Source organism: Pseudomonas sp. GW823-FHT02C02 (assembly GCF_058797635.1).
Window position 1 is genome coordinate 39195 of sequence record NZ_JBXAJV010000020.1, and the last position, 24786, is coordinate 63980.

At 59.3% G+C, this 24786-nt stretch carries 25 protein-coding genes; 18 read left to right on the top strand and 7 right to left on the bottom strand.

What is annotated here, in order from left to right; genetic code table 11:
* Nucleotides 1–61: 61 nt before the first annotated feature.
* From AC1ROI_RS28145 to AC1ROI_RS28160, 4 genes are all read right to left on the bottom strand, one after another.
* Nucleotides 62–2170: a molybdopterin oxidoreductase family protein gene (locus AC1ROI_RS28145; protein ID WP_102594576.1), complete on the bottom strand. Its 2109-nt coding sequence runs from the start codon at nucleotides 2168–2170 to the stop codon at nucleotides 62–64.
* A gap of 134 nt (nucleotides 2171–2304) precedes the next feature.
* Complete coding sequence (gene plzR / locus AC1ROI_RS28150; protein ID WP_077749897.1) at nucleotides 2305–2598, bottom strand: PlzR type 4 pili assembly inhibitor; 294 nt, start codon at nucleotides 2596–2598, stop codon at nucleotides 2305–2307.
* Between the two features lie 156 nt (nucleotides 2599–2754).
* Nucleotides 2755–3090 (bottom strand): hypothetical protein, encoded by a 336-nt coding sequence (locus tag AC1ROI_RS28155; protein ID WP_138739082.1) that lies wholly within the window; start codon nucleotides 3088–3090, stop codon nucleotides 2755–2757.
* Complete coding sequence (locus AC1ROI_RS28160) at nucleotides 3071–3277, bottom strand: hypothetical protein (RefSeq protein ID WP_010457690.1); 207 nt, start codon at nucleotides 3275–3277, stop codon at nucleotides 3071–3073. The genes AC1ROI_RS28155 and AC1ROI_RS28160 overlap by 20 nt, the downstream gene beginning before the upstream one ends.
* A gap of 448 nt (nucleotides 3278–3725) precedes the next feature.
* Between AC1ROI_RS28160 and argF the strand changes: the two genes are divergently transcribed.
* Both argF and AC1ROI_RS28170 read left to right on the top strand, forming a co-directional pair.
* Nucleotides 3726–4646 (top strand): ornithine carbamoyltransferase, encoded by a 921-nt coding sequence (argF, locus tag AC1ROI_RS28165; protein ID WP_010457691.1) that lies wholly within the window; start codon nucleotides 3726–3728, stop codon nucleotides 4644–4646.
* The gene (locus tag AC1ROI_RS28170) at nucleotides 4643–5752 is read left to right on the top strand and encodes an ABC transporter ATP-binding protein (protein WP_010457692.1); all 1110 of its coding nucleotides are present in this window, start codon (nucleotides 4643–4645) and stop codon (nucleotides 5750–5752) included. Before argF ends, AC1ROI_RS28170 begins: the two co-directional genes overlap by 4 nt.
* A 56-nt stretch (nucleotides 5753–5808) precedes the next feature.
* Here AC1ROI_RS28170 and AC1ROI_RS28175 read toward each other — a convergent pair whose 3' ends face one another.
* Both AC1ROI_RS28175 and ybaK read right to left on the bottom strand, forming a co-directional pair.
* Entirely contained in the window at nucleotides 5809–6591 is a 783-nt protein-coding gene (locus tag AC1ROI_RS28175; RefSeq protein WP_010457693.1) for a PhzF family phenazine biosynthesis protein, read from the bottom strand.
* Nucleotides 6592–6606: 15 nt separating this feature from the next.
* Complete coding sequence (gene ybaK / locus AC1ROI_RS28180) at nucleotides 6607–7077, bottom strand: Cys-tRNA(Pro) deacylase (RefSeq protein WP_077749898.1); 471 nt, start codon at nucleotides 7075–7077, stop codon at nucleotides 6607–6609.
* Nucleotides 7078–7448: 371 nt separating this feature from the next.
* On the opposite strand from ybaK, the gene AC1ROI_RS28185 reads away from it, so the two are divergent.
* The 4 genes from AC1ROI_RS28185 to glpD all read left to right on the top strand — a co-directional run bounded on the left by AC1ROI_RS28185 (nucleotide 7449) and on the right by glpD (nucleotide 12586).
* The gene (locus AC1ROI_RS28185; RefSeq protein WP_010457695.1) at nucleotides 7449–8300 is read left to right on the top strand and encodes an MIP/aquaporin family protein; all 852 of its coding nucleotides are present in this window, start codon (nucleotides 7449–7451) and stop codon (nucleotides 8298–8300) included.
* 75 nt (nucleotides 8301–8375) lie between these two features.
* Entirely contained in the window at nucleotides 8376–9881 is a 1506-nt protein-coding gene (gene glpK, locus AC1ROI_RS28190) for a glycerol kinase GlpK (protein ID WP_077749900.1), read from the top strand.
* Between the two features lie 94 nt (nucleotides 9882–9975).
* Complete coding sequence (locus AC1ROI_RS28195; protein WP_010457697.1) at nucleotides 9976–10731, top strand: DeoR/GlpR family transcriptional regulator; 756 nt, start codon at nucleotides 9976–9978, stop codon at nucleotides 10729–10731.
* 316 nt (nucleotides 10732–11047) lie between these two features.
* Nucleotides 11048–12586, top strand: coding sequence for a glycerol-3-phosphate dehydrogenase (glpD, locus tag AC1ROI_RS28200; RefSeq protein ID WP_010457698.1), 1539 nt, complete (start codon nucleotides 11048–11050; stop codon nucleotides 12584–12586).
* Between the two features lie 61 nt (nucleotides 12587–12647).
* Here glpD and AC1ROI_RS28205 read toward each other — a convergent pair whose 3' ends face one another.
* The gene (locus tag AC1ROI_RS28205) at nucleotides 12648–13535 is read right to left on the bottom strand and encodes a LysR family transcriptional regulator (RefSeq protein ID WP_102594575.1); all 888 of its coding nucleotides are present in this window, start codon (nucleotides 13533–13535) and stop codon (nucleotides 12648–12650) included.
* 105 nt (nucleotides 13536–13640) lie between these two features.
* On the opposite strand from AC1ROI_RS28205, the gene AC1ROI_RS28210 reads away from it, so the two are divergent.
* The 12 genes from AC1ROI_RS28210 to AC1ROI_RS28265 all read left to right on the top strand — a co-directional run bounded on the left by AC1ROI_RS28210 (nucleotide 13641) and on the right by AC1ROI_RS28265 (nucleotide 24647).
* Nucleotides 13641–15008 (top strand): MFS transporter, encoded by a 1368-nt coding sequence (locus AC1ROI_RS28210; protein WP_102594574.1) that lies wholly within the window; start codon nucleotides 13641–13643, stop codon nucleotides 15006–15008.
* Nucleotides 14989–15399: a DUF4440 domain-containing protein gene (locus AC1ROI_RS28215; protein ID WP_102594573.1), complete on the top strand. Its 411-nt coding sequence runs from the start codon at nucleotides 14989–14991 to the stop codon at nucleotides 15397–15399. The genes AC1ROI_RS28210 and AC1ROI_RS28215 overlap by 20 nt, the downstream gene beginning before the upstream one ends.
* A 286-nt stretch (nucleotides 15400–15685) precedes the next feature.
* A complete protein-coding gene (locus tag AC1ROI_RS28220; protein ID WP_042933025.1) occupies nucleotides 15686–16612 on the top strand; it encodes a glutamate/aspartate ABC transporter substrate-binding protein in 927 nt (308 codons plus the stop codon).
* A gap of 192 nt (nucleotides 16613–16804) precedes the next feature.
* Nucleotides 16805–17551 (top strand): amino acid ABC transporter permease, encoded by a 747-nt coding sequence (locus AC1ROI_RS28225; RefSeq protein WP_010457703.1) that lies wholly within the window; start codon nucleotides 16805–16807, stop codon nucleotides 17549–17551.
* Nucleotides 17551–18222, top strand: coding sequence for an amino acid ABC transporter permease (locus AC1ROI_RS28230; RefSeq protein ID WP_010457704.1), 672 nt, complete (start codon nucleotides 17551–17553; stop codon nucleotides 18220–18222). The genes AC1ROI_RS28225 and AC1ROI_RS28230 overlap by 1 nt, the downstream gene beginning before the upstream one ends.
* Nucleotides 18219–18953, top strand: coding sequence for an amino acid ABC transporter ATP-binding protein (locus AC1ROI_RS28235; RefSeq protein WP_102594572.1), 735 nt, complete (start codon nucleotides 18219–18221; stop codon nucleotides 18951–18953). The genes AC1ROI_RS28230 and AC1ROI_RS28235 overlap by 4 nt, the downstream gene beginning before the upstream one ends.
* A 161-nt stretch (nucleotides 18954–19114) precedes the next feature.
* The gene (gene aauS, locus AC1ROI_RS28240) at nucleotides 19115–21016 is read left to right on the top strand and encodes a two-component sensor histidine kinase AauS (RefSeq protein WP_102594571.1); all 1902 of its coding nucleotides are present in this window, start codon (nucleotides 19115–19117) and stop codon (nucleotides 21014–21016) included.
* A complete protein-coding gene (gene aauR, locus AC1ROI_RS28245; protein WP_102594570.1) occupies nucleotides 21013–22341 on the top strand; it encodes a two-component response regulator AauR in 1329 nt (442 codons plus the stop codon). The genes aauS and aauR overlap by 4 nt, the downstream gene beginning before the upstream one ends.
* An 8-nt stretch (nucleotides 22342–22349) precedes the next feature.
* Entirely contained in the window at nucleotides 22350–22679 is a 330-nt protein-coding gene (locus AC1ROI_RS28250) for a GlpM family protein (protein ID WP_169857921.1), read from the top strand.
* Between the two features lie 267 nt (nucleotides 22680–22946).
* Nucleotides 22947–23867: an arginase family protein gene (locus AC1ROI_RS28255; protein WP_083375844.1), complete on the top strand. Its 921-nt coding sequence runs from the start codon at nucleotides 22947–22949 to the stop codon at nucleotides 23865–23867.
* Nucleotides 23864–24238 carry a DMT family transporter gene (locus AC1ROI_RS28260; protein WP_083375843.1) on the top strand — a complete coding sequence of 125 codons (375 nt, stop codon included), beginning with the start codon at nucleotides 23864–23866 and terminating at the stop codon, nucleotides 24236–24238. The genes AC1ROI_RS28255 and AC1ROI_RS28260 overlap by 4 nt, the downstream gene beginning before the upstream one ends.
* Nucleotides 24239–24248: 10 nt before the next feature.
* Nucleotides 24249–24647, top strand: coding sequence for a DMT family transporter (locus AC1ROI_RS28265; RefSeq protein ID WP_010457712.1), 399 nt, complete (start codon nucleotides 24249–24251; stop codon nucleotides 24645–24647).
* The last annotated feature ends 139 nt before the right edge of the window (nucleotides 24648–24786 follow it).

Genomic DNA, 24786 nt, shown 5'->3' on the forward strand with positions numbered 1-24786 from the left:
GCACGGTGGCGCATTGTAACGGAAACCCGAGCGCCATGCTCGGTCTCCCCGACAGACATAATCAGGCCGCCGCCACCGTCACCGGAACACCGTTCAACGCAGCATTCCCCGACAACTCGTCGAGCTGACATTCATCGGTCAGGTCGTTGGCGCTGGAGCCCGGTTGACTACTGGCGATCGTCATCTGCACGCCGGGCCGTGCATGCCCCCAACCGTGAGGAAGGCTGACCACGCCTTTCATCATGTCCAGGCTGGCGAGCACTTCCACTTCGATCACACCGACCCGCGAACTGACCCGCACGCGCTGCCCGTCACCGAGTCCACGACTGGCCAGGTCATCCGGGTGCATCAACAATTGATGGCGCGGCTTGCCCTTCACCAGACGGTGATAGTTGTGCATCCACGAGTTGTTGCTGCGCACATGGCGACGACCAATCATCAGCAATTCGTCGGCAGCCGGTGCTTGCAGCGCGGCGAAACGGGCAAGGTCAGCGAGAATCGCAGCCGGCGCGGCCTGGACTCGCTGGTTGGCGGTTTTCAGGCGTGGCGCCAGGTTCGATTTGAGCGCGCCCAGATCGACGCCGTGCGGGTGATCGAACAGCGTCGCCAACGAAAGCTTGTGCGCCGAGGCATCGCCATAAAGCCCCATCCGCAGCCCACGATCGATCATCTGCGCCGGTGCAATGGTCGGTTTCAGCTCCTTGCCGGTCTTCGCCGCAAAAGCCTGGGCCAGGCCGACAAAGATCTCCCAGTCATGCAATGCACCTTCGGGCTTGCCCAGGATCGCCCGGTTGAAACGGGTGACGTTGCGCACCGCGAACATGTTGAACGTGGTGTCGTAGTGATCGTTTTCCAGTGCGGAAGTCGACGGCAGGATCAGGTCGGCATAGCGCGTGGTTTCATTGATGTACAGGTCGATGCTGACCATGAACTCCAGACCGTCCAGCGCCTGTTCCAGTTGCCGGCCATTGGGTGTGGACAGCACCGGATTGCCGGCCACGGTGATCAGCGCACGAACCTGCCCTTCCCCGCCCGTCAGCATCTCTTCCGCCAGGGCCGACACCGGCAACTCACCGCCGTACTCGGGACGCCCGGACACCCGGCTCTGCCACAGATTGAAATGCCCACCCGACGTCGAAGCCACCAGATCCACCGCAGGTTCAGTGCACAAGGCACCGCCGACGCGGTCGAGGTTACCGGTGACCAGGTTGATCAGTTGCACCAGCCAATGACACAGCGTGCCGAAGGCCTGGGTCGAGACGCCCATCCGGCCATAGCAGACCGCTGTCGGCGCCGCCGCGAAATCCCGGGCCAACTGACGAATCTGTTCTGCCGGCACCGCGCACAAGGGGCTCATCGTGTCGGCAGTGAATGTGCTGATCGCCTGACGGACTTCATCCAGACCGTCGACCGGCAAATGGCTGTCGCGAGTCAGACCTTCTGCGAACAAGGTATTGAGCAACCCGAACAACAGCGCCGCATCGCCACCTGGGCGCACGAACAGATGCTGATCGGCTATCGCTGCCGTTTCGCTGCGGCGCGGATCGACCACCACCACTTTGCCGCCCCTGGCCTGAATCGCCTTCAGACGCTTCTCCACATCCGGCACGGTCATGATGCTGCCGTTGGAGGCCAGGGGATTGCCCCCGAGGATCAACATGAAATCGGTGTGGTCGATGTCCGGAATCGGCAGCAGCAAGCCGTGGCCGTACATCAAATGGCTGGTCAAGTGATGAGGCAACTGATCGACCGAGGTCGCGGAAAACCGGTTGCGGGTTTTCAGCAGGCCCAGGAAATAATTGCTGTGGGTCATCAAGCCATAGTTGTGCACGCTGGGGTTGCCTTGATAAACCGCCACCGCATTCTGCCCGTGATGCTCCTGAATCGCCGCCAGGCGTTCGGCGACCAGGCTGAAAGCGTCTTCCCACTCGATAGGCTGCCATTCGCTGCCCACTCGCAACATCGGCTGACGCAGGCGATCCGGATCGTTCTGGATGTCTTGCAAGGCAACCGCCTTGGGGCAGATGTGCCCACGACTGAACGTATCCAGCGGGTCACCCTTGATTGAGGTGATCTGCACGCCATTGCCTTCGACCTCGGAGGTCTCGATGGTCAGGCCGCAGATGGCTTCACACAGGTGGCAGGCACGGTGATGGAGAGTCTTGGTCATGGCCAGTCTCTGTTTTGTTCTGGGCGGGCAATATCAGCCGCGGGAACAAAACTATGGCGCCTGACCCGCGACTGCGCCAGCGACGTTCGTCTTGTGAATCGACGACCATCAGGCTAGCCGATGGCCGTGCACGATCAATTCGGCGGCAACCTGGGCGGCGGCGCCTGCAACTGGATCTCTTGAATGGTTTCGATCTGTTCCTGGGCGATATGTACGCCGGTGAGCTCGCCGATCAGTCGCCAGTGTTCGTCGAGCCCGGTACTAATGGTTGCCATGCGATCGATCATGCGTCGACCGGCTGCTTTGGTCACTTCGTCTTCACTGCGCATCAATTCGAAGGACATCGACGTCATGGAAGCGGTGAGGTGGGTCAAGGAGCGGGCCGTGAGGCCGAGTAAATCCATTAAAAGCTGTTCTTTCGATTCCATTCCGAAGGCTTCCTGCGTCACTCGTGAGTTAGTTATAACCCAGCACTTTGTATTAGCAAACGTTTCATCCAGAACACGGTGACAACCGGCGCCTTGAACAACAGACAAGACACGAAACGACCTCGTCAAAACCTGCGTTCGACCACACAGACAGGCTCACTGAGGCTGAGAAATCTTCGACGCCTTCTTTTTGAGCGGTGAGGCCAAGGCCGTCCAGATTCCGCCGACCGCCAGCCAAAGCATCACGCCGGACCCGATCAGGATGATAGCTTTCTGGTTTGCCAGGATGCCCAGCTGATGAGGCTCGGCTTGATAGACCTGCAACGCGATATCAATGACGCTCACCACTGTGAACCACGCGACCACCAGGGCAGCTCCATGCTTCAGGTCCGGCGTCGATCGCGCGAGTAGCGAAGCTCCCAGGTAGATTCCAATTGCGACCAATCCCCCCACTACCAAAAACTGGGTCGAATCAATCTGCAATCGCGTCATCCCTGAAATTCTTCACGCCGATAAAAGCGCCGACGATGGCGCCCACCACTGCGCTCGGAACACCCGGATAAATCGTGCTTGCGATAATCGCGAAGCCCATGACCGTAGAAATGACAGCCATATCGAAGGCCGGCGAAACACGACGAAGGCGCGTCAGACCAGTGTGTCCGGGTTTATTGATCGCCATACAGCGCTCCCTCCCTGGGAGTGTTTGACTTTACGCAGTCGAGAATCCGCAATGAGGCGGATAATACCTGAGCGCAATCCGAAACCCGGCACCTGAAAACGTAACAGCAAACAACTCCGCGAGCTTGTAAGGGGCCCGGAGGGCGCTGTTCAGCGGGTCTTCCATTCTTCGCCGGATATCGAGCCAGATCACGGCAGTTATTGCAATCGAGCTTCGGCACCGTGTACAAATGCTGCTCACAAACTCGCAACGCGGATCGCGTTGTATCGCTTGAAACATGTTGGAAACCGTAAAAAAAGCCTCCTATTGGAAAAACGCGACATTTAATGTCAATATCGCGCCTCCCCCTATTTCGTCGCCCCGTGCGGCTTACGCCGCAGGTCTCGCCCGTTTTTCAGTTAAACAAGGCTTTGAGTATCTGCGGTCTGTTGCAAAAAGGTAGTCAATGATGAGCGCAAGGCACTTTCTCTCCCTGATGGATTGCACGCCCGAAGAGCTGGTCAGCGTGATCCGTCGAGGCGTTGAGCTCAAAGACCTGCGTAACCGCGGCGTACTGTTCGAGCCTCTGAAAAACCGCGTGCTCGGGATGATTTTCGAGAAGTCCTCGACCCGTACCCGTATTTCGTTCGAAGCCGGCATGATCCAGCTCGGCGGCCAGGCCATCTTCCTGTCGCCGCGCGACACGCAACTGGGCCGTGGCGAGCCGATCGGCGACTGCGCCATCGTGATGTCGAGCATGCTCGACGCCGTGATGATCCGCACCTTTGCCCACAGCACCCTGACCGAATTCGCTGCCAATTCCCGCGTTCCCGTGATCAACGGCCTGTCCGATGACCTGCATCCGTGCCAGTTGCTGGCCGACATGCAGACGTTCCTCGAACATCGCGGCTCGATTCAGGGTAAGACCGTGGCCTGGATCGGCGACGGCAACAACATGTGCAACAGCTATATAGAAGCGGCGATCCAGTTCGACTTCCAGTTGCGCATCGCCTGCCCTGAAGGGTTTGAACCCAACCCGCAGTTCGTGGCCATGGCCGGCGATCGCGTGACCATCGTCCGCGATCCGAAGGATGCCGTACGCGGCGCCCACCTGGTGAGCACCGATGTCTGGACCTCCATGGGCCAGGAAGAAGAAACCGCCAAGCGCCTGAAGCTGTTCGCGCCGTTCCAGGTGACTCGCGCCCTGCTCGACCTGGCGGCCGAGGATGTGCTGTTCATGCACTGCCTGCCGGCCCACCGTGGCGAGGAAATCAGCCTCGACGTGCTTGATGACAAGCGCTCGGTCGCCTGGGACCAGGCGGAAAACCGCCTTCACGCACAAAAGGCCCTGCTCGAGTTCCTCGTCGAGCCGGCGTATCACCACGCATGAGCCCTCCATTACTGCTTAACCTGCGCAACCTCGCCTGCGGCTATCAAGACCAGCGCGTCGTGCAGAACCTCAACTTGCATTTGAATGCCGGTGACATCGGTTGCCTGCTGGGCTCCTCGGGCTGCGGCAAGACCACCACGCTACGGGCGATTGCCGGTTTCGAACCGGTGCAGGAAGGTGAAATCACCCTCGCAGGCGAGACCATCTCCCGCGCCGGTTTCACCCTTGCCCCGGAGAAACGCCGGATCGGCATGGTGTTCCAGGACTACGCGCTGTTTCCGCATTTGAGCGTGGCCGAGAACATCGCCTTCGGGATCCGCAAGCACCCGCAAAAGGATCGTGTCACCGAAGAGTTGCTGGAGCTGGTCAACCTGAAAAACCTCGGCAAGCGCTTTCCGCACGAGTTGTCCGGTGGTCAGCAGCAGCGTGTCGCACTGGCCCGCGCACTGGCACCGGAACCGCAATTGCTGTTGCTCGACGAACCATTCTCCAACCTCGATGGCGAACTGCGACGCAAGCTCAGCCATGAGGTGCGCGACATTCTCAAGGCCCGTGGCACCAGCGCGATTCTGGTGACCCACGACCAGGAAGAAGCCTTCGCGGTGAGCGATCATGTCGGGGTGTTCAAGGAAGGTCGACTGGAACAATGGGACACGCCCTACAACCTGTATCACGAACCACTGACGCCGTTTGTGGCCAGCTTCATTGGCCAGGGTTATTTCATTCGCGGCCAGCTGAGCAGCCCCGAGTCGGTGCAGACCGAATTGGGTGAGTTGCGCGGCAATCGTGCCTACACCTGGCCCGTGGGCGGTGCGGTGGATGTGTTGCTGCGTCCGGACGATATCGTTTATGCACCCGACAGCGGTTTAAAGGCGCGGATTGTCGGCAAGTCGTTCCAGGGGGCCTCGACGTTGTACCGTTTGCAGCTGCCGACCGGGGCGCAACTGGAGTCGATTTTCCCGAGCCATGCCGATCATCAAGTCGGTGCCGAAGTGGGTATTCGAGTCGCGGCTGAACACCTGGTGCTGTTCCAGGCATCGGGCAGCACGGCTGCGCAGATTCCGGTGGTAGAGTCGGGTGTCCGGCGCTACAGCACCGCCAGCTAATACACACGGACAAAAAATGTGGGAGCGTGGCTGCTCACTCCCACATCAAATTTGGGTTAACCGAGAATGAGTGTTCCGCTCGCAACCAGCGTCGCATTCCCGCCAATCTTCACCCGGTCCCCTTCCAGTCGGCAGAACAACGCCCCGCCTCGCTTCGAGCACTGATAAGCGCTGAGACTCGTCTTGCCCAACCGCTTCGACCAATACGGAATCAAGCTGCAATGGGTCGAACCGGTCACCGGGTCTTCATTGATGCCGATTGCCGGGGCAAAGTACCGGGACACGAAATCATGCTGACTCCCCTTGGCGGTGACGATTGCACCCGGCCACGGCAGCTTGGCCAGGGCGATCATGTCTGGCTGGCAGTTGAGCACGGCCTGCTCGGACTCCAACACCACGAACAACTCGTTGGAACCCAGAACATCGACCACTTCGACGCCCAAGGCGCGCTCGACATCCAGGGTCACGCCCACTTCAGATGGCACGACGGCCGGAAAATCCAGCCACAAGCGCCCGTCCTCGCGGCTTACGCTCAACGGGCCGGACTTGCAGATGAAGTCCAGGCGCTCGACCGGCTCCTTATAGATGTCAAACAACACATGCGCGCTGGCCAGGGTCGCATGGCCGCACAATGGCACTTCGGTCGTCGGGGTAAACCAGCGAATGTGCCAACCCTGCCCTTCACGCACCACGAAGGCGGTTTCGGCGAGGTTATGTTCGGCGGCAATCTTCTGCATCAACTCATCGGCTAGCCACGCCTCGAGCCGATACACCATGGCCGGGTTACCACTGAACGGACGATCACTGAACGCATCGACTTGATGAAATTCAAGCTGCATAACCTTCTCCCTGATTCAGGCGCGGCCGATATCGGCAAACTTGGCCTGAGTGTGTTCGGCCAGCACCGCCGGCGCCAATTCAACCTCAAGACCGCGCCGGCCGGCGCTGACGAAGATGGTCGCAAAGGGCTGAGCGGAGTTATCGATAAACGTGCGCAAGCGCTTCTTCTGCCCTAACGGACTGATCCCGCCCAACAGATAACCCGTCGCGCGCTGCGCAGCGGCAGGATCGGCCATTTCGGCTTTTTTCACGCCCGCCGCGTGAGCCAGATGCTTCAAGTCCAAAGTTCCGACGACCGGCACCACCGCTACCAGCAACTCACCTTTCTCACTGGCGGCCAGCAGCGTCTTGAACACTTGCGCCGGGTTCAGCCCCAGTTTCTCCGCGGCCTCCAGCCCATAGGACGCAGCCTTTGGATCATGTTCATAACTGTGCACGCGATGTTCGGCTCGAACTTTTTTCAACAAATCCAATGCGGGGGTCATGGCAGCTCCAGAGTGGGCGGCAGTAGAAAAATCCTGCGCTGGATTCTAGGACATTGGTCGGCAAAAGGCTCTATTGCGCCACTGTTTCAGCGGCTTGACGGCACAGGCTACCGTTCGTCCGTGCCAGGCCGGACGCGTGAACAATACGATCATTCACATGACTAATAGTTGAATTGTGACCAACAGTTCACTTTCGACCTTTGACAGCAGCGTTTCTTGTCTATATTTTTTCGAATCTGAATACTGTACGAATGTGTCATCGCAGCACCCCAGTAGCAGGCCGAGAACAGGATGGGGATTCTGCCTCGGTGGAAAACGCGCTTTGGCCATGATGAAAGAAGCGCCAGACAACAACAAAAACGAGGTTTTCAATGACAACTGCTTTACAACAACCGTCGCTCTCAAGCCAATGCATGGCCGAGTTTCTGGGCACCGCACTGCTTATCTTTTTCGGCACCGGTTGTGTTGCCGCTCTCAAGGTCGCGGGTGCCAGCTTTGGCCTGTGGGAAATCAGCATCATCTGGGGCGTCGGCGTGAGCATGGCGATCTACCTGACCGCCGGGGTTTCCGGGGCTCACCTCAATCCCGCCGTGAGCATCGCACTGAGCATTTTCGCCGACTTCGAAAAACGCAAACTGCCGTTCTATATCCTCGCTCAAATTGCTGGCGCGTTCTGCGGCGCATTTTTGGTCTACACGCTGTACAGCAATCTATTCTTCGATTTCGAACAAACTCACCATATGGTCCGTGGCACCCAGGCGAGCCTCGAATTGGCGTCGGTGTTCTCCACCTTCCCCAACCCGGCCCTGTCCACCGCCCAGGCTTTCCTGGTGGAAGTCATCATCACCGCCATCCTGATGGGCGTGATCATGTCCCTGACCGATGACAACAATGGCCTGCCAAAAGGGCCGTTGGCACCGCTGCTGATTGGCTTGCTGATCGCCGTGATTGGCAGCTCGATGGGCCCGCTGACCGGTTTCGCGATGAACCCGGCGCGTGATTTCGGTCCGAAGCTGATGACTTTCTTCACCGGCTGGGGTGAAATTTCCCTCACCGGCGGCCGCGATATCCCGTATTTCCTGATTCCGATTTTTGCACCGATTGTCGGTGCCTGCCTCGGCGCTGCCGCTTATCGCGGGCTGATTGCCCGTCATCTGCCCAGCGCCACACCTGCTACACAGGACGTAACACCGGCCATTGACGGCAAACCAAGAACTTCTTGATACCGTAGGCGCGTGATCCTGCCCATAAGATCACGCGCCGGACCTCTCTTCCTTTTTTCGTCCAAGGCAATCGACATGACCGACATTCAGAATAAGAACTACATCATTGCCCTCGATCAGGGTACGACCAGCTCCCGCGCGATCATTTTCGACCGCGACGCGAACGTGGTCTGCACCGCCCAGCGCGAATTCGTCCAGCATTACCCGCAAGCCGGTTGGGTCGAACACGACCCGATGGAAATCTTCGCCACCCAAAGCGCCGTGATGGTCGAAGCCCTGGCTCAAGCCGGCCTGCATCACGACCAGGTCGCGGCCATCGGCATCACCAACCAGCGCGAAACCACCGTGGTCTGGGACAAGACCACCGGCCGCCCGATCTACAACGCGATCGTCTGGCAGTGCCGCCGCAGCACCGAGATTTGCCAGCAGCTCAAACGCGACGGCCACGAGCAATACATCAGCGAGACCACCGGCCTGGTCACCGACCCGTACTTCTCCGGCACCAAGCTCAAGTGGATCCTCGACAACGTCGAAGGCAGCCGCGAGCGTGCGCGCAACGGCGAACTGCTGTTCGGGACCGTCGACAGCTGGCTGATCTGGAAATTTACCGGCGGCAAGGTCCACGTCACCGACTACACCAACGCCTCGCGCACCATGCTCTTCAACATCCACACGCTTGAGTGGGACACGAAGATGCTGGAGATACTGGATATTCCGCGCGAGATGCTGCCGGAAGTTAAATCTTCGTCCGAAATCTACGGCCACACCAAAAGCGGCATCGCCATCGGCGGTATTGCCGGCGACCAGCAGGCCGCCCTGTTCGGCCAGATGTGCGTCGAGCCAGGCCAGGCGAAAAACACCTACGGCACCGGCTGCTTCCTGCTGATGAACACGGGCGACAAAGCCGTGAAATCCAAGCACGGCATGCTCACCACCATCGCTTGCGGCCCGCGCGGCGAAGTGGCTTACGCACTGGAGGGCGCGGTGTTCAACGGTGGTTCGACCGTTCAGTGGTTGCGTGACGAACTGAAGATCATCAACGACGCCCACGACACCGAATACTTCGCCAACAAGGTCAAGGACAGCAACGGCGTGTACCTGGTGCCAGCCTTCACCGGCCTCGGCGCGCCTTACTGGGACCCGTATGCCCGTGGCGCCCTGTTCGGCCTGACCCGCGGCGTGCGTGTGGATCACATTATTCGTGCAGCCCTGGAGTCGATTGCCTACCAGACCCGCGACGTGCTGGACGCCATGCAACAGGATTCCGGCGAACGTCTGAAATCCCTGCGCGTGGACGGCGGCGCGGTTGCGAACAATTTCCTGATGCAGTTCCAGGCCGACATCCTCGGCACTCAGGTCGAGCGTCCGCAAATGCGCGAAACCACTGCACTGGGCGCCGCTTACCTGGCCGGCCTGGCGTGTGGCTTCTGGGGCAGCCTGGATGAGCTGCGCGGCAAGGCGGTGATCGAACGCGAATTCGAACCGACCCTGGACGAAACCGCCAAGGAAAAACTCTACGCCGGCTGGAAAAAAGCCGTCAGCCGCACCCGCGACTGGGAACCACATGAAGGCGCTGAATAAGCCAACCTGAGTACTCGTATCGGTATGTAACTGGTAGGGAGCAGATTCCTGCGGCATCATGGGCAAATTTTGCACGGCAGCCAAAGGAAGCCCCATGAATCTGCCTCCCCGTCAGCAGCAAATCCTCGAACTGGTCCGCGAACGCGGCTATGTCAGCATCGAGGAAATGGCTACGCTGTTCGTCGTTACACCGCAAACCATCCGCCGCGATATCAATCAGCTCGCGGAAGCCAATTTGTTGCGTCGCTACCATGGCGGCGCAGCCTACGATTCCAGTGTCGAGAACACCGCCTACGCCATGCGCGCCGACCAGATGCGCGATGAGAAGCAGCGTATCGGTGAAGCCATTGCGGCTCAGATCCCGGATCACGCCTCGCTGTTCATCAATATCGGTACTACCACCGAATCGATTGCCCGGGCGCTGCTCAACCACAACCACTTGAAAATCATCACCAACAACCTGCACGTGGCCTCGATGCTCAGCGCCAAGGACGACTTCGACGTTCTGCTGACGGGCGGCAATGTGCGGCGCGACGGTGGCGTGGTCGGCCAGGCGAGTGTCGATTTCATCAACCAGTTCAAAGTCGACTTTGCCTTGGTCGGCATCAGCGGTATCGATGAAGACGGCAGCCTGCTGGACTTCGATTATCAGGAAGTGCGGGTATCCCAGGCGATCATCGCCAACGCCCGGAAGGTCATTCTGGCGGCCGACTCCAGCAAATTCGGGCGCAACGCCATGATTCGCCTGGGGCCGATCAGCCTGATTGATTGCCTGGTCACCGACCAACAACCTTCGCCGGCGCTGGCGCAACTGCTGAGTCAGCACAAGATTCGGCTGGAAGTCGTTTAACCCTCTCCAAACAGCGCGCTCCCTTGTGGCGAGGGAGCTTGCTCCCGCTGGGCTGCGAAGCAGCCCTGAAACCGGTAATCGTTGTATTTCAGGAAGAGCGTGTCGACTGATTTGCGTCTGCTGAGCAAGCTCCCTCGCCACAAAAGCCTCCACCCCCCTCATTTAATGTTCGTATATTTTCCTTTTTCGGTCCTTCGATCAGTATTTTCAATCGAAGTTGACTGGCTGTGGGCGGCTTTATGGGCTACCATTTTCGCAAATGAACATTAATGTTCGAATTCCAATACAGAAAATCAAAAGAGCCCGAGGCCAGCCGATGCCCACTTCTACCTTGCCTACGCCCCCTCTCGCTGAGGTCTACGACATCGCCGTCATCGGTGGTGGGATCAATGGCGTTGGGATCGCAGCGGATGCCGCCGGTCGCGGCCTTTCGGTGTTCCTTTGCGAAAAAGATGACCTGGCCAGCCACACTTCGTCGGCCAGCAGCAAGCTGATCCACGGCGGCTTGCGCTACCTCGAACATTACGAATTCCGCCTGGTACGCGAAGCCCTCGCCGAACGCGAAGTGCTGCTGGCCAAGGCGCCGCACATCGTCAAGCAAATGCGCTTCGTGTTGCCGCACCGTCCGCACCTGCGTCCAGCCTGGATGATCCGCGCCGGCCTGTTCCTGTATGACAACCTCGGCAAGCGGGAAAAACTCGAAGGCTCGAAAAGCCTGAAGTTCGGTCCGGACAGCCCGCTGAAAAGCGAAATCACCAAAGGCTTCGAATACTCCGATTGCTGGGTCGACGATGCGCGCCTGGTGGTGCTGAACGCCATGGCTGCCCGCGAGAAAGGCGCCCACGTTCACACCCAGACCCGCTGCGTCAGCGCCCGTCGTACCAAGGGCCTGTGGCATCTGCACCTGGAACGCGCCGACGGCAGCCTGTTTTCGATCCGCGCCAAAGCGCTGGTGAACGCCGCCGGCCCTTGGGTCGCCAAGTTCATTCGTGATGACCTGAAGATGGAATCGCCCTACGGCATTCGCCTGATTCAGGGTAGCCACCTGATCGTGCCAAAACTGTATGAAGGCGAACACGCGCACATTCTGCAAAACGAAGATCAGCGCATCGTCTTCACCATTCCGTACCTCAATCACTTCACCCTGATCGGCACCACCGACCGCGAGTACACCGGCGATCCGGCCAAAGTGGCGATCACCGAAGGCGAAACCGATTACCTGCTGAAAGTGGTCAACGCCCACTTCAAGAAGCAGATCAGCCGCGACGATATCCTGCACAGCTATTCCGGTGTCCGTCCGCTGTGCAACGACGAATCCGACAACCCGTCAGCCGTCACCCGCGACTACACCCTGGCGCTCTCGGGCACTGGCGAAGAAGCGCCGTTGCTGTCGGTGTTCGGCGGCAAGCTGACCACCTACCGCAAACTGGCCGAGTCGGCGCTGGCACAATTGGCGCCGTACTTCACGCACATCAAGCCAAGCTGGACTGCCAGCGCCACCCTGCCGGGCGGCGAAGACATGACCACCCCGCAGGCGCTGAGCTCGCTGATTCGCGACAAGTTCGACTGGGTTCCGACTGAAATCTCACGCCGCTGGGCAACCACCTATGGCAGCCGCACCTGGCGCATGATGGAAGGCGTGCAGAACCTCAACGACCTGGGCGACCACATCGGCGGCGGTCTCTACACCCGCGAAGTCGATTACCTGTGCAGCGAAGAGTGGGCAACCACCGCCCATGACATTCTGTGGCGCCGCAGCAAATTGGGCTTGTTCACTACCCCGGCGGAACAGCAGAAACTGGTGGATTACCTGAGCAAGGTCGAGCAGAACCGCAGCAAGATCGAAGCGGCCTGATCGCCATCCGTTTAAATGAAAGCCCCTGAATCCGACGATTCAGGGGCTTTTTTGCAGGCGCTCATTGCGCCAGATGCAGCAACAGGAAATCAATGAACGCCCTCGTTTTGTGGGGCAAATGCGGGCTGTTGGGAAACACCACGTTGACGGACTGCGAGGGCAGCGAATAGTCGGGCAACAGGCGAATCAGCCGCTCGCTGGCGATGTCGTCCTTGACCACCCAGGCGGGCAGCACCGAGACGCCCAGCGACGACACCGTCATGGAGCGAATGGCCGTGGAAGAGTTGGATTCAAACTGATTGATCCCGTTGATCTCGACAGCCCCTGATTGCGGATGACGCAACGTCCACTGGGTCGGTGCCTGCAGGTTGCTGTTGGCGATCCACGGCACCGAGTTCAGGTCCTGAGGCGTTTGCACCGGGTGACGCGCAAGGAACGTCTGCGTAGCCACCAGGACAATTTCATAATCCGCCAGCTTACGGCTCTTGAAAGCCGAGTCTGCCAAGTTGCCCAGACGAATAACCAGGTCTAACTTTTCCGCCACCAGATCATTGAGTGAAGAGTTAAAGTCATAGCAAAGTTTTATTTCCGGATAGCGCTCTATAAATTGCGGTATCAACGGAAGGATATAAGCCTCGCCGTATTCTATGGTGGAACTGAACCGCAACTTGCCGGTGACACGATTATGACCTTTCAATACATTATCGAAGGCACTATCGATGTCCCCGACAATACCTTTGAACGATTCATAAAAATCCTGACCTATTTCCGTGAGGGAGATATTTCGGGTATTTCGAATCAACAACGTCGCGGACAGCACATCCTCCAGCGCCTTGACATGCAGGCTGGCCATGGCTTTGCTGATATTCAGGTAATTGGCGGCCTTGGTGTAAGAACCAAAATCGACCACCGCCAGAAATGTCTGTACCCGATTAAGATGAGTGTGCATAGCAATAGAGCTCACTGTTCAATCCCGTCAAACACTGTTTCAAGGATAGTCGTATCGACAGTTCAAGTCCATCGCCCCTATGCTTTGCGACAAAGGGGAAACAACATGACCTATCGCTACAAAGTTGCACTGATATTTCTCATCGGCTTTTTTATAGACTGCATTAACATCTTTATATCGGCGGTCGCACTACCGACTCTATCGGCGGCGCTGCACGTTAGTACTTCAGACGTTGCCTGGGTGGCTAACGCTTATATTCTGGGGCTGACACTGATCATCCCGGTCAGCACCTGGCTGGCCGGTCGTTTTGGCAGTCGGGAAATCCTCACCGCCTCGATGATCCTGTTCACAGCCTCCGTGTGGATGTGCGGGCTGGCCGACAGTTTCAACGAGCTGGTGATCTGGCGCTTCGTCCAGGGGATGGGCGGCGGTCTGTTGATTCCAGTCGGCCAGGCACTGACATTCAACCTGTTCAAGGGTGAGCAGCGGGCGAAAATATCCACGTTGGTCATGGCTGTTGCCCTGATAGCGCCCGCCATTTCACCGACCATCGGCGGCATCATCGTCGACAGCAGTTCCTGGCGCTGGGTGTTCTACAGCAACATCCCGTTCTCGCTGATCGCGGCTTTGCTGTCCTGGTTCTGGATCAACGAAGCGCGGCCGACAAGCTTGCCCCGGCCCGACATCAAGGGTTTGCTGCTGGTCAGCGCCGCACTCGGCAGCCTGTTGATGGGCATGTCGTTGTATGGCGGCGACGCTCCGGCCTGGGTGGCCGCCCTCTTCGTCACGGCCGGCGTTACGTTTGTCCTGCTGTACGGGCTGCACTACCGCCGCTGCAAAAACCCGATCATTGAACTGAGCCTGCTCAAAAGCAAAAAACTCAGCACCTCCATCTTTATCTATTACGCGATTCCCGGTGTGTTCACGGGGGTCAACCTGATGAGCATCTTCTTCCTGCAAAACACCCTGCACTTCAGCGCCCGACTGACAGGGATGTTCATGATCCTCTACGCCATCGGCGCGTTCATCGCGATGCTGATCTGTGGCCGGACCTACAACCGGATGGGCGCCAAGCGGTTGTTTGCCCTCGGCATGCTGTTGCACAGCGCCGGCATCGCCACCCTGTTATTGGTCCACGATCCCTCGGACCTCTGGGTAATAGTCATCGCCTACAGCTTGATGGGGATTGGCGGTGGCATCGGTGCCAACACCGCACAAACCACATCGCTGATGGACTTCGAGGGCAATGACACGCACAAGGCCAGTGTCATCTGGAACATCAACCGACAGATGTCATTCAGCATCGGTGCCGCCCTGTTCCTGATGGTTTTCAACCTGCTCTTGAAGCACTTCGATACCACCCAGGCCTATCACGCGACCTTCGCCATCGCCGCGCTGGTGGGCCTGTTTCCACTCTTTCAACTGAGTCAGTTGAACATTCAAAAGGACTGTCATGCACAACAAAATAGTTGAACAGGCGCACCACAGCGTTCATCACGTGCACGAGTTGATTCAAACCCTGTTCTCCGATGCAAACGGTCAGGGACAGGCCATGATCGAGCCGCTGATGTCGGCGTTCGCCGAGCACTTCACCTTGGTCGCCACCTCGGCCGCCGTCGTCAGCCGGGCGACGGTCGAACAGATGTTCAAGGGTGCAATCGGCGCCAAGCCAGGTCTGGAGATCATCATCAGCGACCTGCAAACGGTCTGGCAGGAAGGCCACAGCGTGGCGATCCGCTACAAGGAAACCCATCGCCTCGACCAGCGCGAAAGCTCAAGGGTTTCGGTGGCGATCATTGACCTGCATCACCGCAACGCCCAGTGGATCTACCTGCATGAAACGCCGCTAAGCCAGGAAAGCTGATTTTCGATAATCAGCTGGCAGCCCCAAACACTATTCGGTTTTCCGAACACGACCTGTCGGTCGATTCGGTTAACCGGATTATCCTTCACAAAAAAAGAACGCCATAAATATTTAATCCCTTTATAAATCAATAACTTGATTTGACTCGCCTGGCCTGGCACGAGTCATGCTCTACACTCTTGGACGAATGTCTCTTGTGCACCCACTTCAGGAGCCGTCAGGCATTCGAAGCACAAAAGGGCCGATGAACTGGCTCCATAAAAAAAACAATGTCGAGGAAAATTTGATGCGCATCGTTCCCCATATCCTGGGCGCAGCCATTGCTGCCGCTCTGATTAGCACTCCAGTTTTCGCTGCCGAACTCACCGGCACACTGAAGAAGATCAAAGAGTCCGGTGTGATCACCCTCGGGCATCGTGACGCTTCCATCCCGTTTTCCTATATCGCTGATGCTTCCGGCAAACCGGTCGGCTACTCCCACGATATCCAGCTGAAAATCGTCGAAGCCATCAAGAAAGACCTGGACATGCCCAACCTCCAGGTCAAATACAACCTCGTGACCTCGCAAACCCGTATCCCGCTGGTGCAGAACGGCACCGTGGACGTCGAGTGCGGTTCCACCACCAACAACGTGGAACGTCAGCAGCAAGTTGCCTTCTCCGTCGGCATTTTCGAAATCGGTACGCGTCTTCTCTCCAAGAAAGACTCCGCTTACAAGGACTTCGGCGACCTGAAAGGCAAAAACGTCGTGACTACCGCGGGCACCACGTCCGAGCGCATCCTCAAGTCGATGAACGCCGACAAGCAGATGGGCATGAACGTCATCTCCGCCAAAGACCATGGCGAATCCTTCCAGATGCTGGAAACCGGCCGCGCCGTGGCTTTCATGATGGACGACGCCTTGCTGGCCGGTGAAGCAGCCAAAGCCAAGAAGGCGGATGACTGGGCCGTGACCGGTACTCCACAGTCCTACGAGATCTACGGCTGCATGGTTCGCAAAGGCGACGAGCCGTTCAAGAAGGCGGTGGATGACGCCATCAAGGCAACCTACGCTTCGGGCGAGATCAACAAGATCTACGAAAAATGGTTCATGCAGCCAATCCCGCCTAAAGGCCTGAACCTGAACTTCCCGATGAGCGACGAGCTCAAGGCCCTGATCGCCAATCCGACCGATAAAGCGGCTGACGACAAGCCTGTAGAAAAAAAGTCCTGAATTCTGACTAACCTTATCTCCTGAGAGGGCCACTGCCCTTTCAGGGGATAGTCACTCCCTGCTGGCATTTTTGGAAACACTCGAACCGGTGGCTGTCGAGCCGCTCGTGTGTGCCTGACCATCAGAGTCGGGCGGGAACGGAGCTTCCCCAGGCGGGCACTTGTACATCGAACGATCTGAGGGGAGACCCTAATGAATTACAACTGGGACTGGAGCGTGTTCTTCAAGTCCACCGGCGTGGGCAGTGAGATTTATCTCGACTGGTACCTCTCCGGTTTGGGCTGGACCATTGCCATCGCCGTCGCCGCCTGGATCATCGCGCTGCTGTTGGGCTCGATTCTGGGTGTCATGCGCACCGTGCCGAATCGCATCGTATCGGGCATCGCGACCTGCTACGTCGAACTCTTCCGTAATGTGCCGCTGCTGGTTCAGCTGTTCATCTGGTACTTCCTGGTACCCGATCTGCTGCCGCAAAACCTGCAGGACTGGTACAAACAGGACCTGAACCCGACCACCTCGGCTTTCCTCAGCGTCGTCGTTTGCCTGGGCCTGTTCACCGCTGCTCGTGTATGCGAACAAGTGCGTACCGGCATCCAGGCGCTGCCTCGCGGCCAGGAAGCCGCCGCTCGCGCCATGGGTTTCAAACTGCCGCAGATCTACTGGAACGTGCTGCTGCCCCAGGCCTACCGGATCATCATTCCGCCGCTGACCTCGGAATTCCTGAACGTGTTCAAGAACTCCTCCGTGGCGTCGCTGATCGGCCTGATGGAGTTGCTCGCGCAGACCAAACAGACCGCCGAGTTCTCCGCCAACCTGTTCGAAGCGTTCACCCTGGCCACCCTGATCTACTTCACCCTGAACATGAGCCTGATGCTGCTGATGCGTGGGGTCGAGAAGAAAGTCGCCGTACCGGGCCTGATCTCCGTAGGGGGTAAATGATGGAATTCGACTTCTCGGGTATCGTCCCGTCCCTGCCAGGCTTGTGGAACGGCATGGTCATGACCCTGCAACTGATGGCGCTGGGCGTCGTCGGCGGGATCATCCTCGGCACCATCCTTGCGCTGTGCCGTCTGTCCCACAGCAAACTGCTGTCGAACCTGGCTGGCGCCTACGTCAACTATTTCCGTTCGATCCCGCTGCTGCTGGTCATCACCTGGTTCTACCTGGCGGTGCCGTTCGTGCTGCGCTGGATCACCGGCGAAGACACCCCGATCGGCGCGTTCGCCTCCTGCATCGTGGCCTTCATGATGTTCGAAGCGGCGTACTTCTGCGAAATCGTCCGGGCCGGCGTGCAGTCGATTCCCAAGGGCCAGATGGGGGCTGCCCAGGCTTTGGGCATGACGTATGGCCAGATGATGCGTTTGATCATCCTGCCGCAAGCGTTCCGCAAGATGACCCCGCTGCTGCTGCAACAGAGCATCATCCTGTTCCAGGACACTTCGCTGGTCTACGCGGTCGGCCTGGTGGACTTCCTCAATGCTTCCCGTGCCAGTGGCGACATCATCGGTCGCTCCAATGAGTTCCTGATCTTTGCAGGTCTCACGTACTTCACAATCAGCTTTGCCGCCTCGCTGCTGGTCAAGCGTCTGCAAAAAAGGTTTGCCGTATGATCTCTATCAAGCAAGTCAACAAGTGGTATGGCGACTTCCAGGTACTGACTGATTGCAGCACCGAGGTCAAAAAAGGCGAAGTGATCGTGGTGTGCGGGCCGTCCGGTTCCGGCAAATCCACCCTGATCAAATGCGTCAACGCCCTGGAACCGTTCCAGAAAGGCGACGTGGTGGTCGATGGCACGTCCATCGCCGACCCGAAGACCGACCTGCCGAAACTGCGTTCGCGCGTCGGCATGGTGTTCCAGCATTTCGAACTGTTCCCGCACCTGACCATCACCGAAAACCTGACCATTGCGCAGATCAAGGTGTTGGGCCGCAGCAAGGAAGAAGCCACCAAGAAAGGCCTGCAACTGCTTGAGCGCGTTGGCCTCTCGGCTCATGCCCACAAGCACCCGGGCCAGCTCTCCGGTGGCCAGCAACAGCGTGTGGCAATTGCCCGTGCGCTGGCGATGGACCCGATCGTCATGCTGTTCGACGAACCGACCTCGGCGCTGGACCCTGAAATGGTCAACGAAGTGCTCGACGTGATGGTGCAACTGGCCCACGAAGGCATGACCATGATGTGCGTGACCCACGAAATGGGCTTTGCCCGCAAAGTGGCGGATCGCGTGATTTTCATGGACCAGGGCAAAATCATCGAAGACTGCAAGAAAGAGGACTTCTTCGGCGATATCACCCACCGCGCCGAGCGTACACAGCACTTCCTTAACAAGATTCTGCAGCACTAAGTTCTACCACCGCCCCCCTGTGGGAGCGAGCCTGCTCGCGAAGACGGCTTAACAGTCAACATCGACCTTGGCTGATCCGCCGCCTTCGCGAGCAGGCTCGCTCCCACAAGGGTCCGCGGCGATTTACAAGTAAGTGTTGTGGTTGACCCAAGGCATCTGTGATGAAATGCGACCCCACTCTCTATCGCGCTGCGCCGCCATCACTCGCCGTGAAACCCCGTCTGATTCGCCATCTGTTCCTGCCCCCCCTGGTCATCGCCCTGATGATCGGATTGGGTTACCTCGGCTTCTGGGTCAGTGAGCACTACGGGATTCGCAGCCTCAGCGAGAACGGCCAGCGTCAGCTTGAACTGCACGCCCGCGCCGTCGAGAGCGAGATCAGCAAGTACACCTACCTGCCCAGCCTGCTGGAACTTGAATCCAGTGTTTCAAAACTGCTGGCCGACCCGTCACCGGAACACCGGCAGACGGTCAATGATTACCTCGAAGGCCTGAACCGGCGCAGCCGCAGTCGGGCCATCTACGTGATGGACACCACCGGCCGCGTCATGGCCACCAGCAACTGGCGCGATGTCGACAGTTACCTGGGCGAAGACCTGTCCTTTCGCGCCTATTTCCAGAACGCCGTGCGCGGTCAACCGGGACGCTTCTACGGGATCGGCAGCACCAGCGGCGAACCCGGTTACTACCTGGCCCACGGCCTGGAAGAACACGGCAAGATCATCGGCGTCGCGGTGGTCAAAGTCCGCCTGGAAGCCATGGAAGAACGCTGGCAGCGTGCGCGCCTCGAAGCCTTTGTCAGCGACGAGAACGGCATCATCATTCTGTCCAGCGATCCCGCGCGACGGCTCAAATCGGTGGTTCCGTTGAGCGAAGAAACCAAGGAAAAACTGGCCCGCAGCCTGCAGTACTACTGGTTCCCGCTGAACGAATTGCAGCCACTGGCCCGGGAAAAACTGGCCGAAGGTGAAGAAAAACTGACCTTCCCCGCCAACAGTGAAGTGGAGTCAGACGAAGAGGACATCAGCTACCTCTCGCAGACCCGCCCCCTGAGCGACACCCCGTGGAACTTCACCCTGCTCACGCCGCTCCAGGATTTGCGCCGTGAAGCGATCAATCAAGGGATTCTGGTGGCAGTGGCGTTTGCCCTGGTGGCGTTCCTGCTGATTGCCTGGAACGAGCGGCGCAAGGTGATCGCCACCCGCCTCGCCGCCCGTGAAGCCCTGCAGCAAGCCAATAATCAACTGGAGCGTCGGATTACCGAACGCACCACGGACCTGCGCGCCAGCAACGAACGCCTCAAGGGGCAGATCCGCGAACGGCGTCAGGCTGAAGAGACGTTGCGCCGCGCCCAGGATGAGCTGGTGCAGGCCGGAAAACTCGCCGCTATCGGCCAGATGTCGACCAGCATCGCCCACGAACTGAACCAGCCGCTGGCGGCGCTGCGCACCTTGTCCGGCAATACCGTGCGCTTTCTCGAGCGCGGTCAACTGGACGTGGCCAGCACCAACCTGAAGACCATCAACGAATTGATCGACCGCATGGGCCGGATCACCGCCAGCCTGCGCTCCTTCGCCCGTCGCGGTGACGACAAGGGCCAGGCGTGCCTTGGCAAAGCGGTAGATGCCGCGTTGCAACTGCTGGGAGGTCGCGTGGAAAGTGTCCATCTGCAACTGCATCGTGACTTCAAAGACGTGCAGGTGCAGATCGACCAGACCCGTCTCGAGCAGATCCTGGTCAACCTGATCGGCAATGCCCTCGATGCCATGCAGGCACAACCGTTGCCCGAGTTGTGGCTGGAAGGCGAAGCATTTGATGGCAAATATCGCCTGCGCGTGCGCGACAACGGCCACGGTATCGACGCCGAAGCACGCAAGCATTTGTTCGAACCGTTCTTCACCACCAAACCCGGCGAACAAGGCCTGGGCCTGGGCCTGACACTATCCGCCAGCCTGGCCGCCGCCACCGGCGGGCACCTGGGTGTCGAACACCCGGCCAGCGGTGGCACCACCTTCGTCCTCAGTTTACCGTTGGTAAGCCCCACTCACGCCGAGCCAATATGAACAACGACCTTAGTGTGCTGATCGTCGAAGACGACCCCCATGTGCTGCTCGGCTGCCAACAGGCGCTGACCCTGGAAGACATTCCCTGCGTGGGAGTTGGCAGCGCCGAAGAAGCGCTGGAGCGGGTTGGCGACAATTTTGCCGGCATCGTCATCAGCGACATCCGTCTGCCGGGCATCGACGGCCTGGAACTGCTGACCCGGCTCAAGGCGCGCGATCGTAGCTTGCCGGTGGTGCTGATCACCGGCCACGGCGACATCACCATGGCCGTCGGCGCAATGCAGAAAGGCGCCTATGACTTCATGGAGAAACCTTTCTCCCCGGAACGCCTGGTGGACGTCGCCCGCCGCGCGCTGGAGCAACGCAGCCTGGCCCGGGAAGTGTCTTCGTTGCGCCGGCAACTGGCGGAGCGCGATTCCCTCGAAGGTCGGATCATCGGCCGCTCGCCGGCCATGCAGAACCTGCGCGAACTGATCGCCAACGTCGCCGATACCTCGGCCAACGTGCTGATCGAAGGCGAAACCGGCACCGGCAAGGAATTGGTTGCGCGCTGCCTGCACGACTTCAGTCGCCGCCACACCAAGCAATTCGTCGCGCTGAACTGCGGCGGCCTGCCGGAGAACCTGTTCGAAAGCGAGATCTTCGGCCATGAAGCCAACGCGTTCACCGGCGCCGGTAAACGACGGATCGGCAAGATCGAACACGCCGACGGCGGCACGCTGTTCCTGGATGAAGTCGAAAGCATGCCCCTGCCCTTGCAGATCAAACTGCTGCGGGTGTTGCAGGAGCGCACCCTCGAACGCCTGGGCTCGAACCAGAGCGTGGCCGTGGATTGCCGGGTGATTGCCGCGACCAAGTCCGACCTCGACGAGTCGAGCAAGGCCGGCGAGTTTCGTAGCGACCTGTATTACCGCTTGAACGTGGTGACCCTCGAATTGCCGCCGTTGCGCGAACGTCGCGAAGACATCCTGCAACTGTTCGAACACTTCCTGCAGCAGTCGTCCCTGCGCTTCGACCGCGCCGTGCCGGAACTGGACAACCAGACCCTGTCGAACCTGATGAGCCACGACTGGCCGGGCAACGTGCGCGAACTGCGCAACGTCGCCGAGCGTTTTGCCCTTGGCCTGCCGGCCTTCAAGAAATCCGGCACCAGTGGCAGCAATCAGGGTCTGGCCTTCGCCGAAGCAGTGGAAGCGTTCGAACGCAACCTGCTCAGCGACGCCTTGCAACGCAGCGGCGGCAACCTGACCCAGGCCAGCCTGGAACTGGGAATGGCCAAGACCACGCTGTTCGACAAAGTGAAGAAATACGGGCTGAGCCACTGATGGACCTGATCCTCAAAGCAGCGCTGGGTGCGGCGGTGGTCGTCATCCTCGCCGCACTGGCCAAGACCCGAAACTATTACATCGCAGGCCTGGTGCCGCTGTTTCCGACCTTTGCGCTGATTGCGCATTACATCGTCGGCAAGGGGCGTTCGCTGGAGGATTTAAAGACCACCATCGTGTTCGGGATGTGGTCGATCATTCCGTACTTCGTTTACCTGGCGACGTTGTACGTGATGGTCGACCGGATGCGGCTAGAAGCGTCGCTCGCCATCGCGGCAGTGGCGTGGCTGATGGCTGCCACCGTCCTCGTCACCGTCTGGGTCCGCCTCCACGCTTGACCATCCCCCCCTGTAGCGAGGGAGCTTGCTCCCGCTGGGTTGCGAAGCAACCCCATTACCTGCAATCGAGTTTCAGCAGAGAAACCTCCTTGACCGCTTAGGGGCTGCTTCGCAGCCCAGCGGGAGCAAGCTCCCTCGCCACAATGAATTTCAGTGCAGCAGACGGCTGGCCCGCCCCTTGCATTTACCCCCAAAAGCCCCCTCGGCCGGCTTTCATGATGGATGAAGCCGGTGTCTGGGAGGGTCTGCCAAGGGTGAATTGCGACCTTGAACATTTTAGATCTCGACCACAGCCTGACGGCCCAGGCGCCCATCTCGCGGCTGCTGGAAAGCGGCCGTGCCAAACGCCTCGACTTGCTCGACCTCGGCCCGAAACTGCGGCTGTGGTCCAGCGAACGGACCTGGCGGCGGTTCGCCGAACGCTTGCAGCAACGGCCCCGGCACAGCGGCCCGCAACCGGAAATCTTCTTCGTCGGTTCCGGTGATTACCACCATCTGACCCCGGCGTTTCTGACTGATTTGCCGGAGCCGGCAAGCCTGATTCACTTCGACAACCACCCCGACTGGGTCCGCTTCGCCCCCCGTCGGCATTGCGGTTCGTGGGTCAATCAGGCACTGAAACTGCCGAACATCCAGCGCATCGTCACCCTCGGCCCGTGCAGCGATGACCTGCAGAATCCACAGCTCAAGGGCGGCAATGTCCGGGCGCTCAAACGCGGCGTGTTGCAGCTGTTTCCGTGGCAGCGCCCGCCCTCGAAAGTGTGGGGCCGGGTCGGTGACGGCGCTGGCCATCGACAGCAGGAAAACCTGCTGCACTGGCGCAATCTGGCGGAGCTCGACTGGCCGGTGTTTCTCGAACAGATGATCGCCAGCCTGCCCACCCGCGCAGTGTGGATCACCCTCGACAAAGACGTGTTGGCCTGCGAAGACGCGGCGACCAATTGGGACCAGGGCGGCATGCGCTTGAGCCACTTGCTGCAAGCCATCAGAGCCTTGGCGGCCAGCAAGCGAATCCTCGGCATCGACATCTGCGGCGAGTACGCCCGACCGGCCTTCAGCAACGCCCTCAAGCGCTGGGAAGCCAAGTCGGACCAGCCCCCGGCCGAACGCTGGAGCGAAGCGGATCTGCTGCGCAACGCGACGACCAACCAGGCGTTGATCGATCTGTTCGAGGAGTTGTTTCCATGACCTTCACCGTGATTGTGCTGGTGGCGTTTTCCATTGTGCTGGACGTCATCGGCCAGCTCTGTTTCAAGCTCGGCCTGGATCGTTTACCGGCGCTCGAAGGCGGGTTTCGCCTGAATGCGTTCTGGGGCCAGGTATTCAACGCGCCGCTGCTGTGGTGCGGGATCGGCGCCTACGTAATCGAATTTTTCGTCTGGCTCGAAGCCCTGTCCCGGGCGCCGCTGAGCCTGTTGTTTCCAGCGGCGGCGCTGGCGTACTGCGGCGTGGTGCTGGCCGGCAAACTGATCCTCGGCGAGACCGTCAGCCGGCGGCGCTGGCTCGGCACTTTAGTGATTACGGCGGGCGTGATGCTCGTGTGTGTCACCCATGCATGAGGCTCAAGCGATGATCAGGAACAAGACCGACTGGCTGCATGAACGCCTCGGTACGGTGGTGCTGTGGGCGTTGTTGATCGGGTTTGAAAGCGCCGGCCAGATCGCCACCAAGGTCGGTGGAGATCAGCTGGGGCAGATGGATTTCAACCTGCAATGGCTGCTGGCTGTGGCGGTCAATCCCGGGGTGTGGTTTGCGATTGCCTGCTACATCGGCGCGTTTTTCGTGTGGATGCTGATCTTGCGGCGCAGCAGTCTGTCCCTGGCGTTCCCGCTGAGTTCGCTAGTGTTTGTCGGGGTGTTGCTCGGTTCGTGGCTGGGGCTGGGCGAGCAGATCAGCGTGCTGCACTGGGTGGGGGTGGCGGTGATCATGGGCGGGATTGCGTTGCTGGCCGAGGGCGAAGAAACCTGAAAATCACCGCAATTCCTGTGGCGAGGGAGCTTGCTCCCGTTCGGCTGCGCAGCAGTCGTAAAACAGGCTGGCGAGGTATTTCTGGAAGAATGACTTGCCAAGTTTGGGGGCCGCTTCGCGACCCGGCGGGAGCAAGCTC